General features: G+C 52.3%; 21 protein-coding genes. 17 read left to right on the top strand and 4 right to left on the bottom strand.

All coding sequences use genetic code 11. The features are described from left to right. Positions 1 to 7: 7 nt before the first annotated feature. Entirely contained in the window at positions 8 to 1,435 is a 1,428-nt protein-coding gene (locus F4X55_06200) for a DUF4403 family protein (protein ID MYC40578.1), read from the bottom strand. Between the two features lie 131 nt (positions 1,436 to 1,566). Between F4X55_06200 and F4X55_06195 the strand changes: the two genes are divergently transcribed. The 9 genes from F4X55_06195 to phoU all read left to right on the top strand — a co-directional run bounded on the left by F4X55_06195 (position 1,567) and on the right by phoU (position 11,801). Further along, positions 1,567 to 2,217, top strand: coding sequence for a uracil-DNA glycosylase (locus tag F4X55_06195; protein MYC40577.1), 651 nt, complete (start codon positions 1,567 to 1,569; stop codon positions 2,215 to 2,217). Between the two features lie 132 nt (positions 2,218 to 2,349). Beyond that, complete coding sequence (locus F4X55_06190; protein ID MYC40576.1) at positions 2,350 to 2,979, top strand: TetR/AcrR family transcriptional regulator; 630 nt, start codon at positions 2,350 to 2,352, stop codon at positions 2,977 to 2,979. Between the two features lie 33 nt (positions 2,980 to 3,012). After that, positions 3,013 to 4,185 carry an aminotransferase class I/II-fold pyridoxal phosphate-dependent enzyme gene (locus F4X55_06185; protein MYC40575.1) on the top strand — a complete coding sequence of 391 codons (1,173 nt, stop codon included), beginning with the start codon at positions 3,013 to 3,015 and terminating at the stop codon, positions 4,183 to 4,185. Between the two features lie 209 nt (positions 4,186 to 4,394). Beyond that, entirely contained in the window at positions 4,395 to 5,099 is a 705-nt protein-coding gene (locus F4X55_06180) for a M48 family metallopeptidase (protein MYC40574.1), read from the top strand. 191 nt (positions 5,100 to 5,290) lie between these two features. Next, positions 5,291 to 6,265 carry a PstS family phosphate ABC transporter substrate-binding protein gene (locus F4X55_06175; GenBank protein MYC40573.1) on the top strand — a complete coding sequence of 325 codons (975 nt, stop codon included), beginning with the start codon at positions 5,291 to 5,293 and terminating at the stop codon, positions 6,263 to 6,265. 44 nt (positions 6,266 to 6,309) lie between these two features. Continuing rightward, entirely contained in the window at positions 6,310 to 8,604 is a 2,295-nt protein-coding gene (locus tag F4X55_06170) for an ABC transporter permease subunit (protein MYC40572.1), read from the top strand. After that, positions 8,597 to 10,213, top strand: a complete 1,617-nt coding sequence (gene pstA, locus F4X55_06165; protein ID MYC40571.1) for a phosphate ABC transporter permease PstA — start codon at positions 8,597 to 8,599, stop codon at positions 10,211 to 10,213. The genes F4X55_06170 and pstA overlap by 8 nt, the downstream gene beginning before the upstream one ends. A gap of 51 nt (positions 10,214 to 10,264) precedes the next feature. Continuing rightward, complete coding sequence (locus F4X55_06160) at positions 10,265 to 11,107, top strand: phosphate ABC transporter ATP-binding protein (GenBank protein ID MYC40570.1); 843 nt, start codon at positions 10,265 to 10,267, stop codon at positions 11,105 to 11,107. Positions 11,108 to 11,120: 13 nt separating this feature from the next. Beyond that, on the top strand, positions 11,121 to 11,801 hold the full coding sequence (gene phoU / locus F4X55_06155; protein MYC40569.1) for a phosphate signaling complex protein PhoU: 681 nt from the start codon (positions 11,121 to 11,123) through the stop codon (positions 11,799 to 11,801). Positions 11,802 to 11,814: 13 nt separating this feature from the next. Here phoU and F4X55_06150 read toward each other — a convergent pair whose 3' ends face one another. Together F4X55_06150 and F4X55_06145 are read right to left on the bottom strand one after the other, a co-directional pair. After that, positions 11,815 to 13,182, bottom strand: coding sequence for a PAS domain-containing protein (locus F4X55_06150; GenBank protein ID MYC40568.1), 1,368 nt, complete (start codon positions 13,180 to 13,182; stop codon positions 11,815 to 11,817). Beyond that, complete coding sequence (locus F4X55_06145) at positions 13,179 to 13,877, bottom strand: response regulator transcription factor (protein MYC40567.1); 699 nt, start codon at positions 13,875 to 13,877, stop codon at positions 13,179 to 13,181. Before F4X55_06145 ends, F4X55_06150 begins: the two co-directional genes overlap by 4 nt. A gap of 167 nt (positions 13,878 to 14,044) precedes the next feature. On the opposite strand from F4X55_06145, the gene F4X55_06140 reads away from it, so the two are divergent. From F4X55_06140 to F4X55_06105, 8 genes are all read left to right on the top strand, one after another. After that, positions 14,045 to 15,310 carry a hypothetical protein gene (locus F4X55_06140; GenBank protein ID MYC40566.1) on the top strand — a complete coding sequence of 422 codons (1,266 nt, stop codon included), beginning with the start codon at positions 14,045 to 14,047 and terminating at the stop codon, positions 15,308 to 15,310. A gap of 153 nt (positions 15,311 to 15,463) precedes the next feature. After that, on the top strand, positions 15,464 to 16,084 hold the full coding sequence (locus tag F4X55_06135) for a phosphoribosylanthranilate isomerase (protein ID MYC40565.1): 621 nt from the start codon (positions 15,464 to 15,466) through the stop codon (positions 16,082 to 16,084). Next, positions 16,071 to 17,270 (top strand): tryptophan synthase subunit beta, encoded by a 1,200-nt coding sequence (trpB, locus tag F4X55_06130; protein MYC40564.1) that lies wholly within the window; start codon positions 16,071 to 16,073, stop codon positions 17,268 to 17,270. Before F4X55_06135 ends, trpB begins: the two co-directional genes overlap by 14 nt. Positions 17,271 to 17,418: 148 nt before the next feature. Continuing rightward, positions 17,419 to 18,219, top strand: a complete 801-nt coding sequence (locus tag F4X55_06125) for a tryptophan synthase subunit alpha (GenBank protein ID MYC40563.1) — start codon at positions 17,419 to 17,421, stop codon at positions 18,217 to 18,219. A 20-nt stretch (positions 18,220 to 18,239) separates the two neighbouring features. Then, positions 18,240 to 19,556: a hypothetical protein gene (locus F4X55_06120; protein ID MYC40562.1), complete on the top strand. Its 1,317-nt coding sequence runs from the start codon at positions 18,240 to 18,242 to the stop codon at positions 19,554 to 19,556. A gap of 104 nt (positions 19,557 to 19,660) precedes the next feature. Beyond that, the gene (locus tag F4X55_06115; protein MYC40561.1) at positions 19,661 to 20,689 is read left to right on the top strand and encodes an N-acetyl-gamma-glutamyl-phosphate reductase; all 1,029 of its coding nucleotides are present in this window, start codon (positions 19,661 to 19,663) and stop codon (positions 20,687 to 20,689) included. A gap of 7 nt (positions 20,690 to 20,696) precedes the next feature. After that, on the top strand, positions 20,697 to 22,142 hold the full coding sequence (locus tag F4X55_06110) for an acyl--CoA ligase (GenBank protein ID MYC40560.1): 1,446 nt from the start codon (positions 20,697 to 20,699) through the stop codon (positions 22,140 to 22,142). Next, a complete protein-coding gene (locus F4X55_06105) occupies positions 22,037 to 22,399 on the top strand; it encodes an acyl carrier protein (protein ID MYC40559.1) in 363 nt (120 codons plus the stop codon). The genes F4X55_06110 and F4X55_06105 overlap by 106 nt, the downstream gene beginning before the upstream one ends. A gap of 10 nt (positions 22,400 to 22,409) precedes the next feature. Here F4X55_06105 and F4X55_06100 read toward each other — a convergent pair whose 3' ends face one another. Further along, positions 22,410 to 24,149, bottom strand: a complete 1,740-nt coding sequence (locus F4X55_06100) for an NAD+ synthase (protein MYC40558.1) — start codon at positions 24,147 to 24,149, stop codon at positions 22,410 to 22,412. Positions 24,150 to 24,228 lie beyond the last annotated feature (79 nt).

The raw sequence follows: 24,228 nt of genomic DNA, 5'->3' as shown, positions 1-24,228 counted from the left end.
AATTCAGCTAGGGAATCGCCTGTACCCTTGCTCTCACCCTGCCTTCTGCCGTTAGGACTAAACGCAGGTGCTCGGGCCCCACGTCAAGGCGCGTTATACGCACCCGCCTCACTTTGCCCGTAACCGAGACATTTTCTGATGAAAGCGCCGAAATCGCGTCCTCTGACCGGTTCCTAAGCTCCTCGAGCTTCGGGCCAAGGTCAAAGGGGATGCGCCTTGAGACGGCCTCCAGCAGCAGGGGTTCCGCGGCCTTTCCCGCCATTGAGAAAAGCACATTCTGCGAATCAGTTTCAAGCTTTACGTTTTCGAGCGTTATGGTCTGCGCTTTAGGGTTTAGTTTCGGTTCGGCAAGCACGTACAGGATCCCCTTGGTCCCCGTGCCGTATAGGTAATCCGTTTCCACTGCCACCGTGGTTTCAAGCAGAAGCCGCTCTCCATGCGGGCGGATCCTTATTGCCTTTATGACTATGGAGACGTTTTTGCCGAGAGACTTGCCGACTGTCTCCTCGGCAAGCGTCCGCTCAAGCGTTTCGTAATCGATTATAGTGGGAATGACGATTTCGAAGCCTCCTGGCTTGGGCTTTTCTATGAGCAGGGCTTTCGGGAAGGGGCATCTGGGCTGCGTCTTTTCGGTTAGGATGCGCGTTTTTACTTCAACTCCAATCGTGGAGCGGATTTCTTTGCGACCGATGCGGACCTGCGCCGCGCGCGCGACTACGGGCTTTGTCTCAAGCCAGAGCCCCGAGCCCTCTCCAAGCGGCGTTGAACCGCAGAGCCTCTTCCAGCCTTTTTCGGCTGCCTGCCTGAAGAAATTGCTTCGGGCCACGCTTCGGTTGAGTTGCGTGCGAAGTCCCTCAGCCGTGATTTGAACTCCGGGAATTATATGCTTCCCTACGTCAAGATTTCCGATGCGCTTTATCGGAATATCGGCTCTTTGTATGTCTATTTTTGTTTTGGAGAGATTCGGGGAGATGCGCCAGTCAGTTTCGAGGGTCGGATTTGCGGTGAGGGAGACGCTTGCAAGTACGTCGCCGCGCGCTTTCACGTCAAACTTTCTTATCAGCTGAAGAGTTCCCGTTGCGCGGGTCTCTCCGCTAAGCTCGGTTGCTACGCTCAGCGCCCCGCTGCGGCCCGATACCCTAAGGTCCGAGCGTACAAGATCCCAGCTAAGCTCGCTTTGGATAAAACGTCCTCCGAGAACGTTTTTCCTCAAGCCTGACACCCGTTTCGGCGTTCTGCGCTCAAGCGCTTCTCCCACGGCGGCTGTGGGAACGGTGACCGGGATAGTTGCTCTTGAAAGCCGCTCCGCAAGCGGCTCAAGCACCGGGGTCTTGGGAGTGGGTTTCTCAGCGTCATGCCTCGATACGTTCTCCGACATGCAAAGGCCCACACCTAGAATGACCCCGAATGCGAGAATGGCCAGTATCCTTTTCATCGAAGATATTATGGTAAGGGAATTTTCGTGAATTTAAAGATTTTCTCCCACCCCGGGGATGTCGTTTATATTAGGTCCTACGTATGCGGATTGGTTTCCGCAGATATGATGCCGCAGGCGCGGAGGGGATCATGACGCACCAAGGGTTTGTAAAAACACTAGAGGGCCTTAGTTTTCAGGATGCATTTAATCCCTATTCCGAGTGCTGCGCAGTGTGCGACCGCAAAGGCGCGGCTCGGATACGACGCGACTCTCTGCTTAAGATACTGATTGCGGCCACGGAATCGGGGGTCGATTCCCTCTGGGTCGGGCGCGATTTCGGGCATCGAGGTGGCAGGAGAACGGGGCTGGCTTTCACTGATGACGCGCACCTCAATAACCACGCAAAGCGCTGGGGTGTTTCGATTGAAAAGCCGACAAAAGGCATGATAAATGAGGGTACTGCCACTGTCGTATGGGATGTTCTTGACCAGATTAATGACACGGTATTTCTCTGGAACGTTTTCCCGCTACATCCGCACAAGCCCCAAAATCCTTTTACAAACCGCAGGCACAACGCCTGCGAAAGAAAAGCGGGAGAGGAAATGCTTTATGAACTTATCTGTCTTTTGAAGCCCGAAAGATTGGTTGCCATAGGAAACGACGCGGTTTTTAGCCTAGAGCGTCTGCGGGTAGACAGGGAGGTTTTCCGGGTCCGCCATCCCGCCCACGGAGGTCAAAGGGAGTTTCGAAGACGAATGAGTGAGATATACGGTTTTACCCGTCCGGATATGCGGTCCTGACGGCAAATTGCTGTCCCAATAAGAATTGCCAGAGAACCTCCGCGAGTATTTCTAGCCCATTCTCCAAATTTCTGCTTGACAACTTTTTTGGAAATTGTTAATCTGACTGACGAGTCAGTCAGTGGGTGAGGTATGGTTCAAGCTACAAGCGTTCCCGAGAGAAGCACGTCAGCAGCAAAAACATCCAGAAAATTCCGCCGTCGCGGCGAGATACTGAGGACCGCAACCGATCTTTTCTCCGAGAAAGGCTATCATGAACTCACCATGGAGGAGATAGCTGAGGAGATTGGCGTATCTAAGGGAACAATCTATAACTACTTCTCCTCGAAGGAGAACCTCTACCTCGAAATCTTGAAGGAGAGCTTCGAGGCGATAGAGACGCTTTTGCAGAAGGAAATAGAAAACTCAGATCCCGCTCCCGCTAAGCTTAGGAAACTGCTTGCGACCATATTCACTTTCTACAGACGGAACCTTAAGGTTCTTCGGATCCTCTCCCGCGACGAGACCCATCTTCTAAAGGAGCACTTCGAACTTACCGAAAAATGGAGAATGAGTCGCGTGAGACTCTACGAGAGAATAATAGAAAAAGGCATAGACGAAGGAAGCTTCGTGAGACAGAACCCGAGGCTCCGAGCCCTCATGCTCTACGGGGCCGTGGGTGCGGTAATGGTTCATCACGATTTCTCGATGGACGCGGGAGAGGTGGCAGACGCGGTTTTCTCGCAGCTTGCTTCGGGACTGCTTGTAAAAACGGAATCTTAGCTTTTTGAAACATATTTAAGGAGGATAGAAGTTATGTCATCATATGGATACAGTTCGCGGACCCAGCACTTTGTTCCGCCCAAGCAGTGGGCGAGCATGAGGGTCGCGAGGGAACTTGAGAGGAAAACGGGGAAAAAGATCATTCACTTTGAAAAGGGTGATTATCAGGGACCCGATTTCGATACGCCGGAGCATGTTCTTGACGCTACGGAGCAGGCACTTAGAGACGGTTACGTAAGGTACGATCCCGGACCGGGACTTCCGGAGCTTCGGGAGGCCATAGCGGAGAAGATGCTTGAGCGGGGAAGGCCCACGGAGCCAGATGAGGTCATAGTGACAGCGGGAGCTAAGCACTCCCTTACGATGAACCTTCTTACTTTTCTTGAGGACGGGGACGAGGTGATATTTCCGAACCCAGGGTATCCCCCCGATGAGGTATGGGCAAAGTACGCAAACGCGGTGATAAAGCATACCCCGTTAACGAAGCCCGACTGGCAGTTCGACGTAGAGAAGCTTGAGGAACTCATAACTCCTAAAACAAAGCTCGTGATCATAAACACCCCCCAGAGGCCTAACGGCCACCTAGTGGAAAATCCCCAGGAGATAGCCGACATGCTTGAGCGCCATCCCCAGGTGATGGTTATATCGGACGAGATATTCTCTCAGGTCACCTTCGGAAAGCCGCATCTCTCGATCTCCTCGATAGAGAGCATACGCGACAGGGTGATCTGCATAGACACGTTCTCAAAGACTTGGGCCATGACGGGGTGGAGAATAGGGTGGACCGTGGCTCCGAAGCCTGTTATCGATAAGCTCTCGATATTCCTTCAGGACTCGATAACGAACGTGGCGGCGTTCATACAGAAAGCGGCGCACGCGGCGCTCACGGGACCGCAGGACTGGGTCGAGAACAAGCTTGTTTTGCTCGAGCAGAAAAGGGACCGTATGGTTGCCGGGCTAAACAGTGTTGATGGCATAACCTGCGATACGCCCGACGGAGCTTTTTACGCGTTTGCCGACATCTCGGGCACGGGACTTACCTCTCAGCAGTTCACCGACAGGCTCGTGGAGCGCGCGGCGGTTGCCGTAGTTGCCGGTACGGCCTTCGGAAGCCAGGGAGAAGGTTATGTCCGCGTCACCTACGCATGTTCTGACGATGACATAGACGAGGGCATGAAGAGAATGAGGGAAGCTGATCTTTCCTGATTCCATTAGCATAGAAGGCTAGGATTTTTACTTTATCTTGGGCCCGCAGGCTTGCGGGCCTAGAGAATTAACGGGAATTGAGGTCGATACTCAAAAGGAAGAATTTTTTTCCGGTTGCAGTTCTGCTTTTTCTGCTCCTACTTGTTGCGTGCGCCAAAGTTCCGATCACTAACAGAACCCAGCTAATCCTCCTCCCCCGGGCGTTTGAAATGCAGCTCGGCGCAAGTGCGTATCTCGGCATGCTTGAGACCGAAAAGGTCTCGAAAAACAAGCACTACGCCCAGACCGTAACAAGGGTCGGCCAACGCATAGCGGCGGTATCACACACACCCAATCTCAGGTGGCAATACACAGTTTTCGATAATGACAAGATGGTAAACGCCTTCGCGCTTCCCGGCGGGAAAATCGGGGTTTACACGGGAATGATGCACGTTGCCAAAACCGATGCGGGATTGGCGACTGTGATGGCCCATGAGGTCGCCCACGCAACAGCGCGCCACGGCGGGGAGAGACTCACTCTCGGGATACTGCTTGAGATGGGTTCTGCGGCCCTGGCGTCGGCCATGAACAAAAAGGACAAGAAAACACAAAGCAGGGTTCTTGCGGCCTACGGGATCGGAACCACTCTCGTGGTCGCCCTGCCGTTTTCAAGAAAGCAGGAATCCGAGGCCGACAGGATAGGCCTTATATATATGGCGAAGGCGGGCTATGACCCGCGCGAGGCGATTCCTTTCTGGGAGAGGATGGGAGCTGCGGGACGGGGCGCTCCGCCTGAGTTTCTTTCTACCCACCCAGGTTACAGGACCAGGATAAAGAATCTTCGCAAGTGGATGCCCGAAGCCATGGAATATTACGAGGCAAGCCGGAAGGCTCCCAACAATCGCATTATAATTGCCAAAGAAACCGGACGCTAGCGCTGTCAAGCGGCTCTTTTTTCTTCCGGTTGCGTCGTTCTCCCTCGTTATTTTTGTTTACCCTCCTTTAATTGCTTCTTAACACGCACTTAACCTTTCCGGGTTTTAATTAATCCAGCTTGTTTGATCTGTTTTTCACTATCTTAAGGAGGATTCCCGTAGTGAAAAATTTGAGTGTTAAATCATGTTTTGTGTTTGTGGCGGTCATCTGCGCGCTCGCCCTCGGTCCGGTCGCCTCTGCCCAGACAGTCACTGTTGACCCGGCCATACCTTCCTACACTAAGGTGACGGGTGTTTCTGGAAACATAGACAGCGTGGGTTCCGACACCATGAACAATCTTATGACGTTCTGGTGCGAGGGATTCGCAAAGTTCTACCCCAGCGTTAGATGCCAGATAGAGGGCAAGGGTTCAAGTACCGCTCCTCCGGCCCTCATAGCGGGGACTTCACAGTTCGGACCCATGTCAAGAATGATGAAATCAAAAGAGATTGACGAATTTGAAAAGGAAGCCGGCTATAAGCCGACCGCGGTTCCGACGTCAATTGACGCGCTCGCGGTCTACGTAAACAAGGACAACCCGCTTAGCTGTCTCTTGATAAAGCAGGTTGATGCCATTTTCTCAAAGAACAGAAAATGCGGGGGTGGCTCCGATATTTTCACGTGGGGAGCGGCAGGACTAGGCGGCGATTGGGCCGGTAAGCCGATAAGCGTTTACGGACGAAACTCCGCGTCGGGCACCTACGGCTACTTCAAGAAGAAGGCGCTTTGCAAGGGCGACTACAAGGACACCGTCAAGGAACAGCCCGGATCCTCCGCCGTTGTGCAGGGAATCACCGAGGATCTTCAGGGTATCGGCTACAGCGGCATCGGGTACAAAACATCCGGAGTAAAGGCAATCGAGATTGCGAAGTCTGTGGAGAAGGGCTGTTTTGGTCCCAGTCTCGAAAATATTGTCGGCAAGAAGTATCCGCTTGGAAGGTACCTCTACCTCTACATTAACAAAAAACCAAATGAAGCGCTTGATCCGCTTCGCCTCGAGTTCCTCAGGTACATTCTTAGCCAGGAGGGACAGGAAATAGTCATAAAAGACGGCTATCTGCCCCTGACAGCCGCCAAAGTCTCCGAGCTCAGAGTACTTGTAGGAGCAAAGGAGGTCGGGTTCTAATCCCTCTTTTTCATGCCTGATATTTCGGATGAAAGGTAACTTCATTGTCAAGCAATAAAACTGACGAGCTTGGAATCGAAGAGAGTTCCAAGCAAAAGCAGATACGGAGAAGAAAGCTCTACGACAGGCTGGCAAGGCACGTGGTATTTGTCGGCGGCGCGGGAATCATTTTCTGCATCATAGCGATACTTTTTTTTATAGGAATCGAAGCTGTTCCTCTCTGGAAAAGCCCCGAGAAAAAACTTGAAACCGTCTCGGAGATGTGGGACCGCTTGGGCCCCGGGGCGGCTGCCGACAAAATACGTATTTTCGATGTGGGGGTGGATGAGCACAGGGAACAGTTCTTCACTGTAGACTCCCTTGGGTCCGTTCGTTTTTTTGCCCTTGAAGAAGAACCCAAGCTCCTTGAGACCCACACGATTTCCCACAAGACAGCTGGCTATACCTCTTTTTATAAGGCTCAAAGCAACACGTCCTACGCGATTGCCGACAGGGAGGGTCGCGTAGTGCCTTTCGATGTCAGCTTCAGGGTGGAGTTCCGCGAAGGGACGGAAAGGACCATAGTGTCAAAAGTGAGGGAGGGAGAAGCTCTCCAGATAACGGGGGAACCCATAGAAATCTTTGCCTACCAGAGTTCGCCCGAGACCGGGACCCCCGTGGTCGCGGCCTACACGGCGTCCGGGCGTCTTCTCACCTACGCTGAGGTCGAGGAGGAAGGGTTTTTGGGGGAGAGTGAAACGGAGATATTCACGGCTGATCTTACCGGGGAACTTGAAGGAGCCGCGGTAACCGGAGTGCAGATCGATTCCGAAACTGAAAACCTCTATGTCTCAACGGAGAACGGGAAGCTTTATCACTGGTCGCTTTCAGATCCGTCTTCTCCGGAACTCAAATCCACGCTTGCGGCTACCGCGAATCCCGGGGTGGCAGTTACTGAAATAGGGTTCCTTCTGGGTCACCGTTCGCTCATTGTCGGTGATGCCGCGGGAAACGTGAGCGTGTGGTTTGAAACTACGGGCGGTGGCGGGGAAAGCAAGCTTATGAAGATACACGTCCTCCCCCCGCTTCCCGCTGCGGTCGACAGGTTTTCCGCGTCACAGAGGGGAAGGGGCTTTCTTGCTTCCGACATCTCGGGAAACATCTCGCTTTACCAGGCGACTTCCGCCACAAAGCAGCTTGATTTTCCGGGCGGAGGAGCTCCTTATGCCGGACTTACCTTCTCTCCGAAGGCGAACGGGGTGGTGGCCGTGGATTCGGACATGGTGCTTTCAAGCTATTATCTTGACAACCCGCATCCCGAGACGAACTTCCGTACTCTTTTCGGAAAAATATGGTATGAGGGCTATGACAGGCCCCGCTACGTGTGGCAGTCGACGGGGGGAACCGACGAGTTCGAACCCAAGTTCAGCCTGACGCCGCTTGCCTATGGAACCCTCAAGGGCGCCATATACACGATGATACTTTCAATACCGCTTGCGGTCCTCGCGGCAATCTGCGTTTCGCAGTTTCTCCATCCCTCGATAAGAAATGTTGTTAAGCCTGTTATAGAGGTGATGGCGGCGCTTCCGAGCGTGGTGCTCGGCTTTCTCGCGGGCCTCTGGCTTGCGCCGCTGCTTGAGAACATCTTCGTTGCGATCGTGGTGATGCCGTTTATAGTGATCGGCCTTACGCTTGTGATGCTTTTTCTCTGGCACCGCTTTCCCTTTTCCTTCTCCGGGAGGTTCCGCGTGGGGGCCGAGCTTTTCACGCTGGTGGGCGTGATAGGAATAGCGGCCGCTCTTTCTTTGTGGTTAAACGGCCCCCTTGAGAGCCTTATTTTCGCCGGAGACTTTAAGGACTGGTTTTTCAGGCTCTTCGATCTTCGCTACGACCAGAGAAACATGCTGGTTGTGGGATTCGCGATGGGTTTTACAGTGATTCCCATCATATTCACCATCTCCGAAGACGCGCTCTCAAGCGTTCCTAGAACTCTGTCCGCGGGCTCTCTGGCCCTCGGGGCCAACAGGTGGCAGACGGCCATGAGGATAGTTGTGCCTGCGGCAAGCGCCGGCATATTCTCGGCCGTCATGATAGGTTTCGGAAGAGCCGTGGGAGAGACGATGATCGTGCTCATGGCCACTGGTAACACCCCGGTTATGGACTGGAGCTTTTTTAACGGCTTCCGGGCTCTCTCGGCCAACATCGCTGTTGAGCTTCCCGAGGCCCCGCACGGGGGAACCCTCTACAGGGTACTTTTCCTGACGGCGATTCTGCTGTTTGTGGTCACCTTTTTGCTTAACACCCTGGCGGAAATTCTAAGCCAGAGACTCAGGAGGAAGTACGCGCAGTCCGATGCCTAGGTTCTGGAAAGCAGGCGACGCCTACATTTGGATATCGGGCCTTGCTCTCATGATCACGCTTGTGATGATAGGGGGGCTTTTGTTTCTGATAGCCACAAAGGGCTTGGGTTCGATGTGGCCGGCGGACATCGGGCGCTACACGCTCAGGGACGGCTCTGTCTACCTGGGGCAGCTTCACGCGAGGGAATCCGTGCGGGGACAAGACGGCGCGAGCGGTTCGGAGTCCCGCATCAAGCTTAAGATAGGAAACAGGGATCTCTACGGCCTTGACTTCAGATGGATAGACGAGGTGGACATAGCGTCGCGAGACTATCCCCGCGACGCCGTGGTGCTTGAGCGACGCGAATGGGGAGATTATCACGGCTACCTAAAGGAGATAAGGAGGGAAGGGCGGGTTATCCCGGGCGGGAATCCCGAAGCTTTCACCATTCTTGATGATCTAATACGTGACGCAAACAGGATACATACCAAGATACTCAAGATAGAGAAAGGTGAGATAGGGGACATAAACTACGGGATCGAGCGGCAACGCCTCAAGCTCAGGGGACTTTCCATGCGCGGAGAGGATAACCCGGTGAAGGAGGCTGAGTATCGCCTGAGAATAAAAGAGTACGAGCAGCGCTACAAGGCAAGCGAGGCTAAGCTTGAAGCGCTGTATTCGGAACTTAACAGAAACGAGGCGGTGATGCTCTCAGCGGATGGAAACGAGAAGGTGATACCGCTTGGGAAAATCGTCATGGCTTATCGCCCAAACGACATGGGATTTGCGGAGAAAGCCGGTTTTTACGTAAAGAGGTTCTGGGGATTTATTACCGATAACCCGAGGGAGGCGAACACCGAGGGTGGAATCTTCCCCGCCATTTTCGGCACGGTGCTCATGGTGCTGATCATGAGCATAGTGGTCATGCCTTTCGGAATCGTAGCGGCGCTTTATCTGCGGGAGTACGCTAGGCAGGGAGTGATGGTGAGGATAGTCAGAATATGCGTTAATAACCTTGCCGGGGTTCCCTCGATAGTGTTCGGGGTTTTCGGAGTGGGATTTTTTCTCTACGGAATAGGGGGCATAATCGATACGGTGTTTTTCAAGGAAGCTCTCCCAAGTCCGACTTTCGGCACGGGAGGCATACTGTGGGCGTCGCTTACCCTGGCTCTTCTCACTGTTCCGGTGGTGATAGTTGCGACCGAGGAGGGGCTTGCGGCAGTTCCGAGAAACATAAGGGAAGGTTCGCTTGCACTTGGGGCCACTAAGTTTGAGACTACCTGGAAAGTAGTTATACCGAGCGCGCTTCCGGCCATACTCACGGGTCTTATCCTCGCGGTCGCCCGGGCCACTGGGGAGGTGGCACCGCTTATGATAACGGGGGTCGTTAAGCTTGCGCCTGATCTTCCCATAGACGGGCACTTCCCCTTCCTTCATCTCGAGAGAAAGTTCATGCATCTCGGATTCCACATATACGATCTCGGCTTTCAGTCTCCAAACGCCGAGGCTGCGAAACCCATGGTGTTTATGACCGCGTTTCTGCTCATACTGATAGTGGTTGTTCTTAACATAACGGCGATAATAATAAGAAACAGGCTGAGGAAAAAATATGCGACTTCCGCGGTGTAGTTTTATAGTGTATAAGTAGAGGAGGAAGATTTAATGCTGTCTGGAGAACCGATGGAGAGACAAGAATTCAGAGCCCCAGAGATAAACGGAGCCGCCCCGGCTCCCAAGGCCAGAAAACAAGAGAAGGCAAAGCCCGTCCCCGATCCCTTGGTCGAAGTCGAAGACCTGAGCCTTTTTTACGGTGCAAAGCAGGCCCTTCGGGACATCAACATGAATATCCCAAGAAGACATGTAACGGCGTTTATAGGCCCTTCGGGCTGTGGCAAATCCACGATGCTTCGCTGCTTTAACCGCTTAAACGATCTCATTGACGACTGCAGGGTCGAAGGGGAGATATCGATTAACGGCAAAAGCATATTCGACCCCGACGTCGACATCACCGATCTTAGAAAAAGGGTCGGCATGGTATTTCAGAAATCAAACCCGTTTCCGAAGTCAATCTACGAAAACGTTGCTTACGGGGCGAGGATAGCGGGGATCAAGAAAAAATCTGTTCTTGATGATATCGTAGAGAAGAACCTCAAGCGCGCAGCCCTCTGGGACGAGGTAAATGACAGGCTTAGCGACAGCGCCATGAGCCTCTCGGGAGGCCAGCAGCAAAGACTCTGCATCGCAAGGGCCATAGCGGTTGAACCGGACGTGCTCTTGATGGATGAGCCGTGCTCGGCGCTCGATCCCGTAGCCACGGCCAAGATAGAGGATCTGGTTACGGAGCTTAAAAGCAAGTTCACCATAGTGATCGTGACCCACAACATGCAGCAGGCCGCCCGGGTTTCGGATTACACGGCCTTTATGTACATAGGTGACATAGTGGAGTTTGACACCACGGAGAAGATATTCCTTAACCCCGCCAAAAAGCACACCGAAGACTACGTTTCGGGCAAGTTCGGCTAGGAGGCGCGTCTCGATGAAGCGATCACGGATGATAAAGTACGAAGAGGAACTCGTGCTTCTTAACAAGAAACTGCTTGAGATGGCGTCGCTCGTCGAAAGCATGATCGCCAAGAGCATAAAGGCCCTCAGGGAGGGTAACATGATCCTTGCGCAGGAAGTGATCAGCACCGACGATCAGGTAAACGCCATGGAGATCGAGATAGACAATCTTTGCGTAAAGATCCTGGCTCTTTACCAGCCCGAGGCCAAGGATCTTCGGACCGTCACCATGATAATGAAGGTTAACAACGATCTCGAGAGGATAGGGGATCACGCCTCTAGCATCTCGAGAATGGCCCTTTTCATGGCCGACTACCCGCCGATAAAGCCGCTTGTGGACATTCCCAAGATGGCCGATAAGGCGATGGAGATGCTGAGAGAGAGCCTCGATGCGTTTATAAGGCGGGACGCGAAGCTGGCAGTCGCGGTATGCCAGAAAGACGACGAGGTCGATAACTACGAGCCCCAGATAGTAAGGGAACTCATAACCTTCGTGATGTCGGACCCTTCCACGCTTAACAGGGCACTTCGCTACATCTATGTCGCAAGACACATTGAGAGAGTGGCGGATCTCGCGACGAACATAGCTGAGGACGCCTATTACATAGCCACCGGAGAGGTGCTTAAGCATCAGCACACTTCGGAGATGAACTAACCGTCTCCCGCGCTCACTGATCGCGGTGCGGAAGCTCGACCGTAAAAGTGCTCCCCTCGCCTTCTGTACTTCTGAGGGCTATGGTTCCCCCGTGCTGTATCACTATGTGTTTTACTATGCTGAGGCCTAACCCCGTCCCCCCTATTTCCCTCGAGCGGTTCTTATCCACCCTGTAGAACCTCTCGAATATCCTCTCGTGGTGCTCCGGGGGAATTCCAATTCCGCTATCCTCAATCTCTATGCGGAGGGAGCCGTTTTGTGCCGAGGCGCGGACAGAAACGGAACCGTCGGCGGGAGTGTACTTGGCCGAGTTCTCAACGAGGTTAATCAACATGCGCTCCACGAGGAACCTGTTTGCCCTGTAAGGGGGCATGCCGTCTTCTATCTCAAGGGAAAGATTGACTCTGTTTTTCGAGAAAAGGGAGTCAAGCGAACCCACGGAGCGAAGGATCGTTTCCCTTATATCGATTTCTTCGTCCCCCTTCCTTGAGTCCTGAGTATCGGTTTCCCCGCTTTCAAGCTCGGAGAGCACGAGCAGATCTGAGGCTATGGCTATGAGCCTGTCGGTGTTCTCCTCTATTATCTCGAGAAATTTTTTTTTCTCCGCGTTTGTGTCGTAGCTTTTATCAAGAAGGGTTTCAATGTATCCCTTTATGGACGTAAGCGGGGTTCTGAGCTCATGGGAGACGTTCGCCACGAAATCCGCCTTTATACGCTCAAGGTTTTTGAATTCCGTGATGTCAAATATCACTACCACGATTTCCCTGTAGCGTGGACTCACGCGGACGCTCACAAGATATGATCTTTCTTGGGGGTAGAGCACGGATATTTCCTGGGTGGCCGATTTTTTCTTCCGCTGCATCCGGGAGATAAGCGCCTGGAGGTCGGGGTTTCTCACGGTTTCCATGTAGGGTCGTCCGATGGCCGCGTCGTCTATTGCGAACATTTCCTTCGCGGTGTCGTTTAGAAGCAGCAGTTCCTCTTCCCTCGATATTATTATGACCCCTTCCCACATGGATTCGATTATGCTTTTAAGCTGGTTTCCCTCTCTCTCAGCTGACTGCATCTGAAGGGAAATTCTCTCTGAGAGTTCGCTTATGGAGATCGAAACCCCCGTGTCAAAGCCGCCTACCTTGCGGCCCGTCTTCCGGGCCTTTTTCTGCTTTTCGGGCAAATGCTCAAGTGCCTTTGATATCCTTGAAAAGTCCTTGAGAATATCCCTTTCGATGATCCAGGAGAGGATGAATCCGAACACGACAAACGCGAACACGTAAATGATGTAGCCGAGGGGGCCGCGCCCGGGGGGAAGCAGCACCGCGAGCAGGGCCGCGGCGGCGGCTATGCAAAGCAGGTATAGAAAATGTTTTCTGAATATCTTCAAGCTGTTTGGATCTCTTCTAGTTTGTAACCGATTCCTCTCACAGTCTTTATCATCTTACCGGCGGAACCCAGTTTCTCTCTCAGGTTTTTTATGTGGACGTCTATGGTCCTGTCAAAAACCACCCTTTCGTCTCCCCACAGCGTCTTTCTTTTCAGCAGCTGATCGCGGGTGAACACCTTTCCTTCCGCTTCCCCTAGGGTCTCGAGTATTCTGAACTCAGTTGTGGTGAGGTCGATTTTCCGTGAATAAACGGATACTTCATAGCTTGCGGGGTTTATGCTGAGGGGACCGACTCGAAGCGTTCCGTCTCCAGGATCTTTCATCGCGTATCTTCTCAAGATGCTTTTCACCCTGGCGACAAGCTCACGGGTACGGAAGGGCTTCACTATGTAGTCATCAGCGCCTAGTTCGAGGCCCACGACTATGTCGGCCTCGGTGGATTTCGCGGTGATCATTATTATTGGTATAGATTCAGTGGAGGTCTTGCTTTTCAGGATCCTGCAGATCTCCAAGCCGTCTAGGCCGGGGAGCATTATGTCAAGCAGCACCAGGTCCGGCGGGACGGAATTTATGTAGAGCAGAAAATCCTTTCCGCTCTGAAAGGACTTTACCTGATACCCCTCGCGCTTCAGGTGGTGGGTTATAAGGTTGAGTATGTCCTTTTCGTCATCTACTACCGCTATGAGCTTTTCCATATGCTTTCCCTCTTAATTTACAGAATGCGCAGGTGTACATCAATTGCTCGGTGCGGCCTCTTAACATAGAACTAACAATTCGTTTATTATGAATTAACCATTCGCGCATATCATTAGCTCACAGTTGTTCAAAGCATAGTAATAAACACCTAAGGAGGACATGAGAGATGAGATTTTTAGCAGTTTTGGCAGTGTCTTTCATGACGCTGTTTTCCTTTATGCCCCTGCAGGCAAACGCCGGCGAGGACAGTATTCAGGCCCAGATCGAGGAACTGAAGAAGAAGATAGAAATGCTCGAGCAGCAGAGCCAGCAGATGAACATGAAGATGTACGAGGCCACGGACACCAAAGCTTGGTACAACAAAATAAAGGTCAAAACTAAAAAAGGCACGGGTCTTACTTTCCAGACCGCGGACAAGAACTACAAGATGAGAATGAGGCTTCGCGGCCAGTTCTTGGCCAATTACATAAATTCTGACGGAGGTGACAACGAGGGTCTCGGTTTCAGGGTAAGAAGGCTCAGGGTAGTGTGGGACGGTAACGCCTTTGCTCCGTGGATGAAATATAAAGTTGAATACGATCTCTCAAGAAACGGGGAACTGAAAGACATAAAGCTTTCGTTTGCCAAGAACAGGGCTCTTGTTCCTGTAGTGGGTCAGTACAAGGTTCCATTTAACAAGGAGCGGCTTAATTCCTCTTCCGCGCTTCAACTGGTCGGACGCTCTATCATAACCGACTACTTTGAGTACGGCAGGGATATCGGTGGAGGTGTTTACGGTCTTTTGGGAGACGGGATGATTCGCTATGATTTCGGTCTTTTTCAGGGTCAGGGTGCGAACGTGAAAAACGACAAAGATAATACGGGCGTGCTCTGGGCAGGAAGAGTTCAAGCGGCCATTCTCGGCGGAAAAGCAAAGAAGATAAAAGAGAATTTTGCTAGGAAACCAACCTTGATAGTAGGAGTCGCTGTTGCCGGTATAGATGTTGAGGAAGGTAGCAAAGACAGCAATATCGGAATTCACGAAGGCGAAAGAGATTTGTCGGCTGGTGGAAAAGCAACCTCTTTTACCGCCGACGTGAACTACAGGGACCCGAGATTTAACCTCATCGGCGAGTATATCGGAAGATGGGTGAATCCAGATGAAACGGGTATCGAGACAGCCTATGACTATGGTTTCAGAGTCCAAGGCGGTTTCTTTCTGATTCCGAAGAAAATTGAACTTGCCTCAAGGTACGCGAGAGTCACTCTTGATGAAGGCGCAGGAAATGATCTTGACAATGTGTGGACATTCACTCAGGGACTTAACTACTACCTAAGCGGTAATCACAAGTGGAAAATACAGCTTGACTATACTTTCCAGAGGGAAGAGGATCTCGCTGGCGTAGAGTCTGATGAGTCGATGGTAAGAGCGCAGGTTCAGGCCTACTTCTAGGATCCGCGTGAAGGAACAAGTTTTTTTCTCCTTCCTTATTAATCTGTTAGGCTGAAGCCCTTTCGCATTGGAGACGATGCGGGAGGGCTTTTGTTTTTTCGCGCTTAAATTCGGGTTAATTAATTCTGTCTCATCGGTTAGGATTACCCGCAAATGACTAGAGTAAAAGTGTGCGGGATAACTAACTTGGAAGACGCTCTCTGCGCCGTGCGGCTCGGAGCCTCGGCGCTCGGTTTTATTTTCTATGAGAAAAGCCCGAGGTTCATTACGCCCCGCGAGGCAGGAGAGGTGATCAGGCAGATTCCCCCGTTTGTAACGAAAGTGGGGGTTTTCGTTAACGCTGAAGCGGCTTCCCTGCGCGAGGCAAAGGAGATCGCGGGTTTTGACGTCTACCAATTCCATGGAGACGAGACCCCTGGGTTCTGCGCCGCGTTCGGCGAGGGCTACATAAAGGTCATAAGGGTAAAAAACGCAGACAGTCTTGATACGATCGATCTATACGATACGGACACTTTTCTTTTCGACACTTACTCTCCCGACGCCTACGGGGGGACGGGAGAGAATTTTTCGTGGGACGTTCTCGCTCGCCGGAAACTTGAGGACAAATTCGTTATACTTTCCGGAGGACTTAACCCGGATAACGTGCGCGATGCCATACGGGCGGTAGGTCCCTACGCCATTGACGTAAGTTCCGGGGTTGAGAGTTTCCCGGGGATAAAAGACCATACGAAGCTTGAGAGGTTCATGGAGGCTGTGAGTGATGGGCAAAACTAACCGGAAATACAGCTACCCTGACGTGGGGGGTCATTTCGGGGATTTCGGTGGCCGCTACGTCTCGGAAACCCTGATGCCGGCTCTGATAGAGCTTCAGAAGGGCTACGAGGAGGCCGCGGCGGACAAGACCTTTCACGAGGAGATCGATTACTACCTGAAGCACTACGTGGGGCGGCCCACCCCGCTTTACTACGCCCGCGCGATGACTGAGAGCCTCGGCGGCGCCAAGATTTACCTTAAAAGAGAGGATCTCGCCCACACGGGAGCACACAAGATAAACAACACGATAGGCCAAGCGGTTCTCTGCGAGAGAATGGGCAAGCAGAGGATAATAGCCGAAACCGGGGCGGGACAGCACGGAGTTGCAACGGCCACTGTAGCCGCACTTATGAACAAGGAGTGCGTGATATACATGGGGGAGGAGGACACCAAGCGCCAGGAACTAAACGTTTTCCGCATGAAGCTTCTGGGTGCCGAGGTAATGCCCGTTGGCTCGGGCACGAAGACGCTTAAAGACGCCATGAACGAGGCCATGAGAGACTGGGTCACTAACGTCAGAAACACTTTCTATATAATAGGAAGCGTCGCCGGTCCCCATCCCTACCCGATGATGGTAAGGGATTTCCAGTCAGTAATCGGACGCGAGGCGAGGGAGCAGATACTCGCCGCGGAAGGAAGGCTCCCCGACACCCTTGTTGCCTGCGTTGGAGGCGGCTCAAACGCCATGGGTCTTTTCTTTCCCTTTATAGAGAAGCAGGGCGTGCGCAAAATCGGTGTTGAAGCAGCGGGCCACGGAATTGAGAGTGATCTGCATTCGGCGACCATAACAGCGGGCTCCGTAGGGGTTCTTCACGGAAGCAAAACCTACCTGCTTCAGGACGCTGACGGCCAGGTGAAAGGCGCTCACTCTGTTGCAGCCGGGCTTGATTACCCGGGCGTGGGCCCAGAGCATTCGTATTTTCAGGACTCGGACAAGGTTGAGTATGTGTCCGTTACGGACGAAGAGGCCCTTTCTGCGTTTTCCTTTCTCTCGGAAGTTGAGGGAATAATACCCGCACTTGAGACCGCTCACGCCGTCGCCCATGTGCGCAAGATCGCTCCCTCGATGTCCCACGAGCAGATTATCGTTATCTGTCTTTCGGGCAGGGGGGATAAAGACATACATACAGCTTCTTCTTTTATGTGAAACCGGTTTTTCTCCTGTGTCGCGCGCTTGACAATGCCCATAAGCGTGTATATAAAGGTGGGAAGGTTGGAGCTTCATTTTCATTCTGGTTGCTTACGATTTCTGCGTTTCCGGCCTGTGCCAGAAAGCCGGTGTCTTCTAAAAGCACATGGGAAGGATAGAGGAAAAATTCCGCGAGCTTGGGGAGCAGGACAAAGCGGCTCTTATCTGCTATGTTACCGCCGGGGATCCGGATATCGATTTTACCGAGCAGATTATTGACCGCTTGGAGGCAAGCGGTGTCGACATGGTTGAAATCGGCATTCCCTTCTCAGACCCCATGGCGGACGGACCGGTCATTCAGGCGGCTTCTGAGCGGGCTCTTGCGAACTCAACATCCCTCTCCGACGTGCTCTCTCTCGTTAGAAGAATAAGGTTCCGCTCGGATATTCCCATAATACTTTTCGGCTACTACAATCCTTTTTTCTCCTACGGCACTGAGCGTTTTGCCCGCGACGCCCGCGAGGCGGGGGCGGACGGGGTTCTGGTTGTCGATCTTCCGCCCGAAGAAGCCGGGGAACTCAGCGTTCATGTCGAGCGGGAGGGGCTTGACCGTATCTTCCTTCTTGCACCGACGAGCACCGAGGAAAGAATAGAGATGGTGTCGCAGAACGCCTCGGGGTTTATCTACGTGGTTTCGGTCACCGGGGTCACGGGAGCACGCCCTGATATGGACTACGATCTCGAGGATCTCGTGGGAAGAATCAAGCGTCGCTCGGAACTTCCCGTAGGGGTGGGATTTGGGGTGTCTTCTGCGCGCCAGGCCGCCGCGATAGCATCCTTTTCAGACGCTGTTATCGTCGGGAGCGCGCTTGTGAGAATAATTGAGGACGGTGGAGTGCAAAGGCAGGAAGTACTTGGAAGAATTTCAAGCTTCACGGAGGAGCTCAGCGCAGCCTGCCAAAGGTAGCTGTCTGCGTTTCTGATACGATGAGTACGAACGGGGAGAGAAGATATATGTTCATCGGGGAAGTTGAAGTTCTCCTGATGAGTCTTTTTAGAAACAGAGGCAAGGTAATACAGCTTGACTCTCCCGAGGACGCGCTTAGTAAGGGGGGAACCTTTACCCTCATAGTTGTGAACAACCATCTCTCAAGCAAAGAATTTCTGTTGTCTCTTGCTCGCAGTTACCCCACGAGCCCGATAGTTGTTTCTGCTGACGGCGAGCGACGAAAGGATGGCTATATAGCGAGATACGTAAGATTCGAGAAAGTTGCAGACAGCCAGATATCTTTTGAGGAAAAGCTCGCGAGATCGGATATCTCGGTAAGGCTGCTCAGGGAAGTTCACCAGGACGCCAAAAAACTTCTTATACTCGTTCACAACCAGCCTGACCCGGATGCCATAGCAAGCGCCCTGGCGCTTCGGACTCTTCTCAGGAGAAACAGAAAAACGGCGACCATAGGTTACCTTGGAGAGAAGATTTCAAGGCCCGAGAACGTGGCCATGGTAGAGCTTATGAACATAGATCTGCAGGTGATTTCCCATGAGGATGTAAAGAATTTCGATTCCATAGCGCTTGTAGATGTGCAGCCTTCTTATTTTAGAGGCGAGATTACGGATATCGATTCGGTTATCGACCATCATCCGAGAACTCCCGAATGCGACGCGAAATTCACCGAAATAAGTTCCGAGGAAGGTGCTACCGCGACGATCATGACCCGGTTCCTGAGAGCCGCACAGGTTGAGATTTCTGCGAAACTCTCAACCGCCCTTCTCTATGGCATAAAGACTGACACCATGATTCTCAACAGAGGTGCCGACCTTGACGATCTGGAAGCGTTTACCTACCTCTACAATCAGGCCGACTTGGGGCTTCTCAGGAAAATAGAGTCCAGGAACCTGTATTCAGAGGAGATCAAGCATTACGGCGAGGCGCTTTCCAAGCACTGGATAAATGACGGAATAATCTTCATGAACTTAGGCAGGATAGAAAAGGAGCACCTGATTTCTCAGGTAGCGGACATGGGAATGAAAGTGGGAGGGGTCGAGTGGTCGGTAGCCTTCGGAATCATTTCCGGTTCCCATGTAGTCATATCCGTTAGAAACAGCGGCTCCGTCAAAAGCGCCGGGCGCCTGCTTTTCGAACTTTTCAGCGAAATCGGAAGTGCCGGGGGGCACAGGTCCTACGCCAAGGCCGTGATTCCCATGAGCGAGGTAAGGGAGCTTATAGGAAGGACCTCGCGCAAAAGCATGGAGCAGTGGATTGACCGAGTCTTTCGGACGGCGACCGCTCAGAATGCCTGAAGACAAAGGGGAAGCCTTTTTTCCGCCGGCCCCGGTTTTTTCCTAGGCGCTTTTAAAGCTATATTAATCGGGACGGGTTCACCACACCGAGGCGGTTTCCTAAAATGAAACTTAAAACGGCAATTCTTGGAGTTACGGGTTATGTCGGCCAGCAACTTCTTTCCCTTCTGGCGTGCCACCCGAACGCGGATCTGCGCCTGCTTACGTCTGAGAAATTCTCGGGCAAAAAGGCGGACGAGGCCTTCCCGCACCTTCTGGGCTACGCGGACCTTTACCTGAGCTCCGTATCAAAAATTTCTTACTCGGAGCCGCTCGATGTCGTGTTTTCCTGCCTTCCGGGAGGAACTTCTTCTGTTTTCGTGCAGAAGTTCCTTGAAACGGGCGCGAAGGTAATTGACCTGAGTTCGGACCTAAGATTCTCTGATCCGGCCGATTACTCCCGGGTCCACGGCACGGCACCGCGATTTCCAGAGCTTCTCTCCGGGGCGGTCTACGGTCTTAGCGAACTTAACCGCGGGAAGATAAAGAACGCCTCCTTGGTCGCTAACGCGGGCTGCTATTCAACCTGCGTTTCCCTTGGAATAGCCCCTTTTCTAAAAGAATATGACGCGGAAGACGACATTATAGTAGATATCAAGTCTTCTTTCTCGACTTCTGGGCGGGCCCCGAAGCCGGAGAGTCACTACACCGAGGTAAAGGAAGATGTCTCTGCCCGGGATACTGGAGGAGAAGACCAGAAGCATGAGATTCTTAGAGTACTTTCTGATTTTTGCGGTGTTTCAAAAAAGCTTCTTTTCTTTAACACCCGCGTTCCGGTTAAAAGAGGTATAATGGCCGCTTCGTACCTCAAGCCTCGCTCGCAGGTCTTTCCTCAGGAGGTGAGGGAGCTTTACTCAAAGTTCTACGAAGAGGATGTTTTCGTCCGGATCTGCGACGGGCCGCCCGGGATGGCGTCTGTTTCGGGTTCCAATTACGTTTCCTTGGGGTTCTGCGAGCGGGAAGGCTACCTTGTTGTCGTATCGGTTCTTGACAATCTCATGAAAGGGGCTGCGGGCCAGGCGGTTCAGAACATGAACATCGTTTTCGGATTTTCCGAGGAAACGGCGCTCGGACAAGTTCCCCTTTTCCCGTGACGGGGCGATGAGAAACTACTGCGAAATACTTTATTCGAACCTTGGGCGAAATTCCCGGGGAGCTGCAGTCTGGTACGAGGGAGAGACCTACAGCTACGAGCAGCTTTGCGGTTTTGTTGACGGTTTTTCCTCCTTTCTTTTCAAGCGGGGAGTGTCACGGGGAGATAGAGTCTGCGTTTTTCTTCCTAATTCGCTTTCGCTTGCCGTGTCCGTTTTCTCGATCGCGAGGCTCGGAGCTGCTTGCGTTCCGATTGACAGTGCCTGCGGAACAGAAGAGATAAAACACTGCCTTGAGTTCTCAGAGCCTGCTCTGATCGTCACAGACGAGTCCCTTGAGCAAACCGTGACTCCAGTTTCTGGAGGCATAAAAACCGTTTCCGTAACCCGGGACGATTTTACGGGTGACGCCCCCGCGGGTCCGCCTGGAAACTCTCTTGCTGACAAGGCGATCTATCTTTTCTCTACGGGTTCCACCGGAAAACCTAAATGTGTCGCGAGAAGCCACGGCAACATGATAGCCCTTGCCAGAAACCATACAGCTACCATAAACTGGGACAGCGGGGACAGAATTCTTTTTTCGATTCCGATATCGCATACCTACGGCCTTGGAAACTTCGTAAGCGCCGTAAGCGTCGGGGCGTGCTGCTATTTTCTTCCGAAGTTCGTAAGAAGAGAAGTCTTGGGGGTGCTTGAAAAAGAGCAAATAACCGTCTTCCCCGCTGTCCCGTTCATGCTTGAGACCCTAGCGCGGAGCGCTAGCCGGGGAGATTACGATTTCCCCCGGTTAAAGCATGTTATCTCGGCCGGGGCCCCTTTGGCAGAGGAGACGTTTTTCTCCTTCCACAGTGCTTTCGGTACCTATCCCCGCCAGCTATACGGTTCCTCTGAGACCGGGGTTATGACGATTAATGTCGCGGAGAACATAGTGGAGAAGCGTCTTTCGGTCGGAGTGGCGGTTGAAAACGTAGTTGTCAGGGTAGTTTCAGAGAATGGTAGCGAACTTCCGGCCGGGGAAATCGGCGAGATCACTATAAATAGCCCCTCCATGACCGATGGTTACGTAGATTTTCCTGAAGAGACCGAGAGGGTTTTCGTTGACGGTTTTTACCATACCGGGGACCTCGGAATGTTCGATAGCGACGGGTATCTTTTCATTCGCGGAAGAAAAAAGCTTTTCATAAACATCTCGGGGAACAAGGTCGATCCCTACGAGGTCGAGAGCCTGCTTATGACTCATGAGAAAATAACTGAAGCTGCGGTGGTAGGCGCCCCCGGCGCGGGAGGCCGCGAAGAGGTACAGGCCTTTATCGTTGCAGACGGTCTCACGAGGCGGGAAGTCGTGGATTTTTGCAGGGGCAAGATCTCGGATTACAAGATTCCCGTGAAGATGGAATTTCTGGATGCGCTTCCAAGAAGCCCAGCGGGCAAGGTCTTGAGGGAGAAACTCAAGTGACTGTGCGAAAAGAAGCTTTAGAGGAGAAGATAAGACAGCTTGTCGTAAGCAAGTTTGATCTTGATATTGAACCCCGGGACATCTCGGCCCAGCAATCGCTGATTGAACTCGGAGTAGGCGTCGATTCCGTATCAACTCTTGAGTTCATTATGGAGCTTGAAGAGGAGTTTGGGATATCTATCGACGAGTCCGAAGTTAACCCGGAGGTTCTTGAGACTGTTGACAGTCTTTCTGAGTTTATTCTCTCGCTTGAGTGATTAACCGCTTTTATTTTCTGTAGAGGTTGGTTATAGGGAAGCGGCGGTCTTTCCCGAAGGCAAGCGACGTTATCTTTACCCCTGGGGCGCTTTGCCTTCTTTTGTATTCGTTCGTGTTGACCATCCTGATTATTTTGCGCACGGTGTTTTTCTTTTCTCCTAGCTTTACTATGTCGTCAACCCCGAGGCCATCTTCCACGTAAGCCTTCAGTATCCTGTCGAGCGTGTCGTATTCAGGAAGCGAGTCGGTGTCCTTCTGGCCGGGGCGAAGCTCGGCTGAAGGGGGTTTTTCAATCACTGATTTTGGTATTATCCTCTTTCCCCGCAAGCGGTTGTAATAATGGGAAAGCTCGTAAACCATGGCCTTGGGCACGTCCTTTATCACCGCGAATCCCCCGGACATGTCCCCATAAAGCGTCGAGTAGCCTACTGCCAACTCGCTTTTGTTCGAGGTTGCGAGCACCAGCCACCCGAACTTGTTTGAAAGCGCCATAAGAATATTTCCTCTTATCCTCGCCTGGATATTCTCCTCAGTCACGTCGTCTTCCATTCCGGAGAAAAGCTCGGCGAGCATTCCCTCGTAGCACCTGAAAACGTCCTCTATGGGAATGCTGAGAAGTTCCACTCCGAGATTGCGCGCAAGCCTGCGTGCGTCTGTAACACTTCCCTTGGAGCTGTACATTGAAGGCATGGAGACTCCGACGACTTTTTCGGGTCCGATGGCTTCTACGGCAACGGCGGCAGTAAGAGAGGAGTCTATCCCGCCACTTAACCCGAGCACCACTTTTTTGAAGCCGTTTTTCCTTATGTAGTCCCTTGTGCCGAGGACAAGAGCGGAGAAGGCGCATCGTAGCGGATCTTCCTGAGGGATGACCTGTTTTTGCGGGATTTTCACTTTGCGCTTCGCCTTTGCGGACTTAAGCGCAAACGCCTCCAGTTGATTCTCCTCGAAAGAAAGTTCGTATCTTGTTTTTCTTATGGTAGGTGTGTTGAGTCTTGATTTATAAACCCTCTCGGTGTTAACGTCGCAGACAAGCAGCTCTTCCTCAAAGTTGCGAGCGGTGGCGACGACATTGCCTTTTTCGTCTATGAACATACTGTTTCCGTCAAATACAAGCTCATCCTGTCCCCCGACCATGTTGCAGTAGGCTATTATGGTGTTATAGTCAACCGCCCTCGTCGCAAGCATTCTTTCTCTCGCCACGGGCTTTCCCATGTAGTAGGGAGACGCGGAGAGATTGAATATGATCTGGGCGTTTCCGAGCAGAACCTGGCTTCTTATTGGTTCTCCGGGGTACCATATGTCCTCGCAGATCGTGACCCCGAAGGTCATTTTCCCCATTGAGTACACGGGAAACCGTCTTTCTGACTGGAAATAGCGGTTCTCGTCGAACACCCCGTAGTTTGGGAGGCGGAGCTTGTGATATATGTCGATTAGCTCTCCTCTCTGGATTACCGCCGCAGAGTTGAATATGTCGTCTTTTTTGTCCACGAATCCCACTATGACGGCCATATTGTCCCGGCAGTGCTTCTTTATTTCGTCAAGAGCGCGGATGTTGTCGTCGATAAACTCGGTTTTAAGAAGAAGGTCCTCGGGAGGATAGCCCGTTACGGCAAGCTCGGGAAAACACAGGATGTCTATATCGAGACCTCGCGCCGCCTCGATCGCTTCGGTTATTTTCTTCGTGTTCCCGGTTATGTCTCCCACGCTCGGGTTAATCTGGGAGAGCCCGGCCCGTAACTGTTTCATTTGAAAACTATACTCGTAACTGTGTGATATTTCTAGAACTCTGCGGCTTGAGAACTATTTTGGGCTTGACTGGGAAAAG

The organism is Candidatus Dadabacteria bacterium, assembly GCA_009840385.1.
Lineage (GTDB): Bacteria > Desulfobacterota_D > UBA1144 > Nemesobacterales > Nemesobacteraceae > Nemesobacter > Nemesobacter australis.
This window is presented reverse-complemented; position numbering and strand designations above follow the sequence as displayed.

Coding starts and splice junctions, on each gene's coding strand:
- F4X55_06200 (MYC40578.1), bottom strand. CDS start 1,435: ATGAAAAGGATACTGGCCATTCTCGCATTCGGGGTCATTCTAGGTGTG.
- F4X55_06195 (MYC40577.1), top strand. CDS start 1,567: ATGACGCACCAAGGGTTTGTAAAAACACTAGAGGGCCTTAGTTTTCAG.
- F4X55_06190 (MYC40576.1), top strand. CDS start 2,350: ATGGTTCAAGCTACAAGCGTTCCCGAGAGAAGCACGTCAGCAGCAAAA.
- F4X55_06185 (MYC40575.1), top strand. CDS start 3,013: ATGTCATCATATGGATACAGTTCGCGGACCCAGCACTTTGTTCCGCCC.
- F4X55_06180 (MYC40574.1), top strand. CDS start 4,395: ATGCAGCTCGGCGCAAGTGCGTATCTCGGCATGCTTGAGACCGAAAAG.
- pstA (MYC40571.1), top strand. CDS start 8,597: ATGCCTAGGTTCTGGAAAGCAGGCGACGCCTACATTTGGATATCGGGC.
- F4X55_06160 (MYC40570.1), top strand. CDS start 10,265: ATGGAGAGACAAGAATTCAGAGCCCCAGAGATAAACGGAGCCGCCCCG.
- phoU (MYC40569.1), top strand. CDS start 11,121: ATGAAGCGATCACGGATGATAAAGTACGAAGAGGAACTCGTGCTTCTT.
- F4X55_06145 (MYC40567.1), bottom strand. CDS start 13,877: ATGGAAAAGCTCATAGCGGTAGTAGATGACGAAAAGGACATACTCAAC.
- F4X55_06140 (MYC40566.1), top strand. CDS start 14,045: ATGAGATTTTTAGCAGTTTTGGCAGTGTCTTTCATGACGCTGTTTTCC.
- F4X55_06135 (MYC40565.1), top strand. CDS start 15,464: ATGACTAGAGTAAAAGTGTGCGGGATAACTAACTTGGAAGACGCTCTC.
- trpB (MYC40564.1), top strand. CDS start 16,071: ATGGGCAAAACTAACCGGAAATACAGCTACCCTGACGTGGGGGGTCAT.
- F4X55_06125 (MYC40563.1), top strand. CDS start 17,419: ATGGGAAGGATAGAGGAAAAATTCCGCGAGCTTGGGGAGCAGGACAAA.
- F4X55_06120 (MYC40562.1), top strand. CDS start 18,240: ATGAGTACGAACGGGGAGAGAAGATATATGTTCATCGGGGAAGTTGAA.
- F4X55_06115 (MYC40561.1), top strand. CDS start 19,661: ATGAAACTTAAAACGGCAATTCTTGGAGTTACGGGTTATGTCGGCCAG.
- F4X55_06110 (MYC40560.1), top strand. CDS start 20,697: ATGAGAAACTACTGCGAAATACTTTATTCGAACCTTGGGCGAAATTCC.
- F4X55_06100 (MYC40558.1), bottom strand. CDS start 24,149: ATGAAACAGTTACGGGCCGGGCTCTCCCAGATTAACCCGAGCGTGGGA.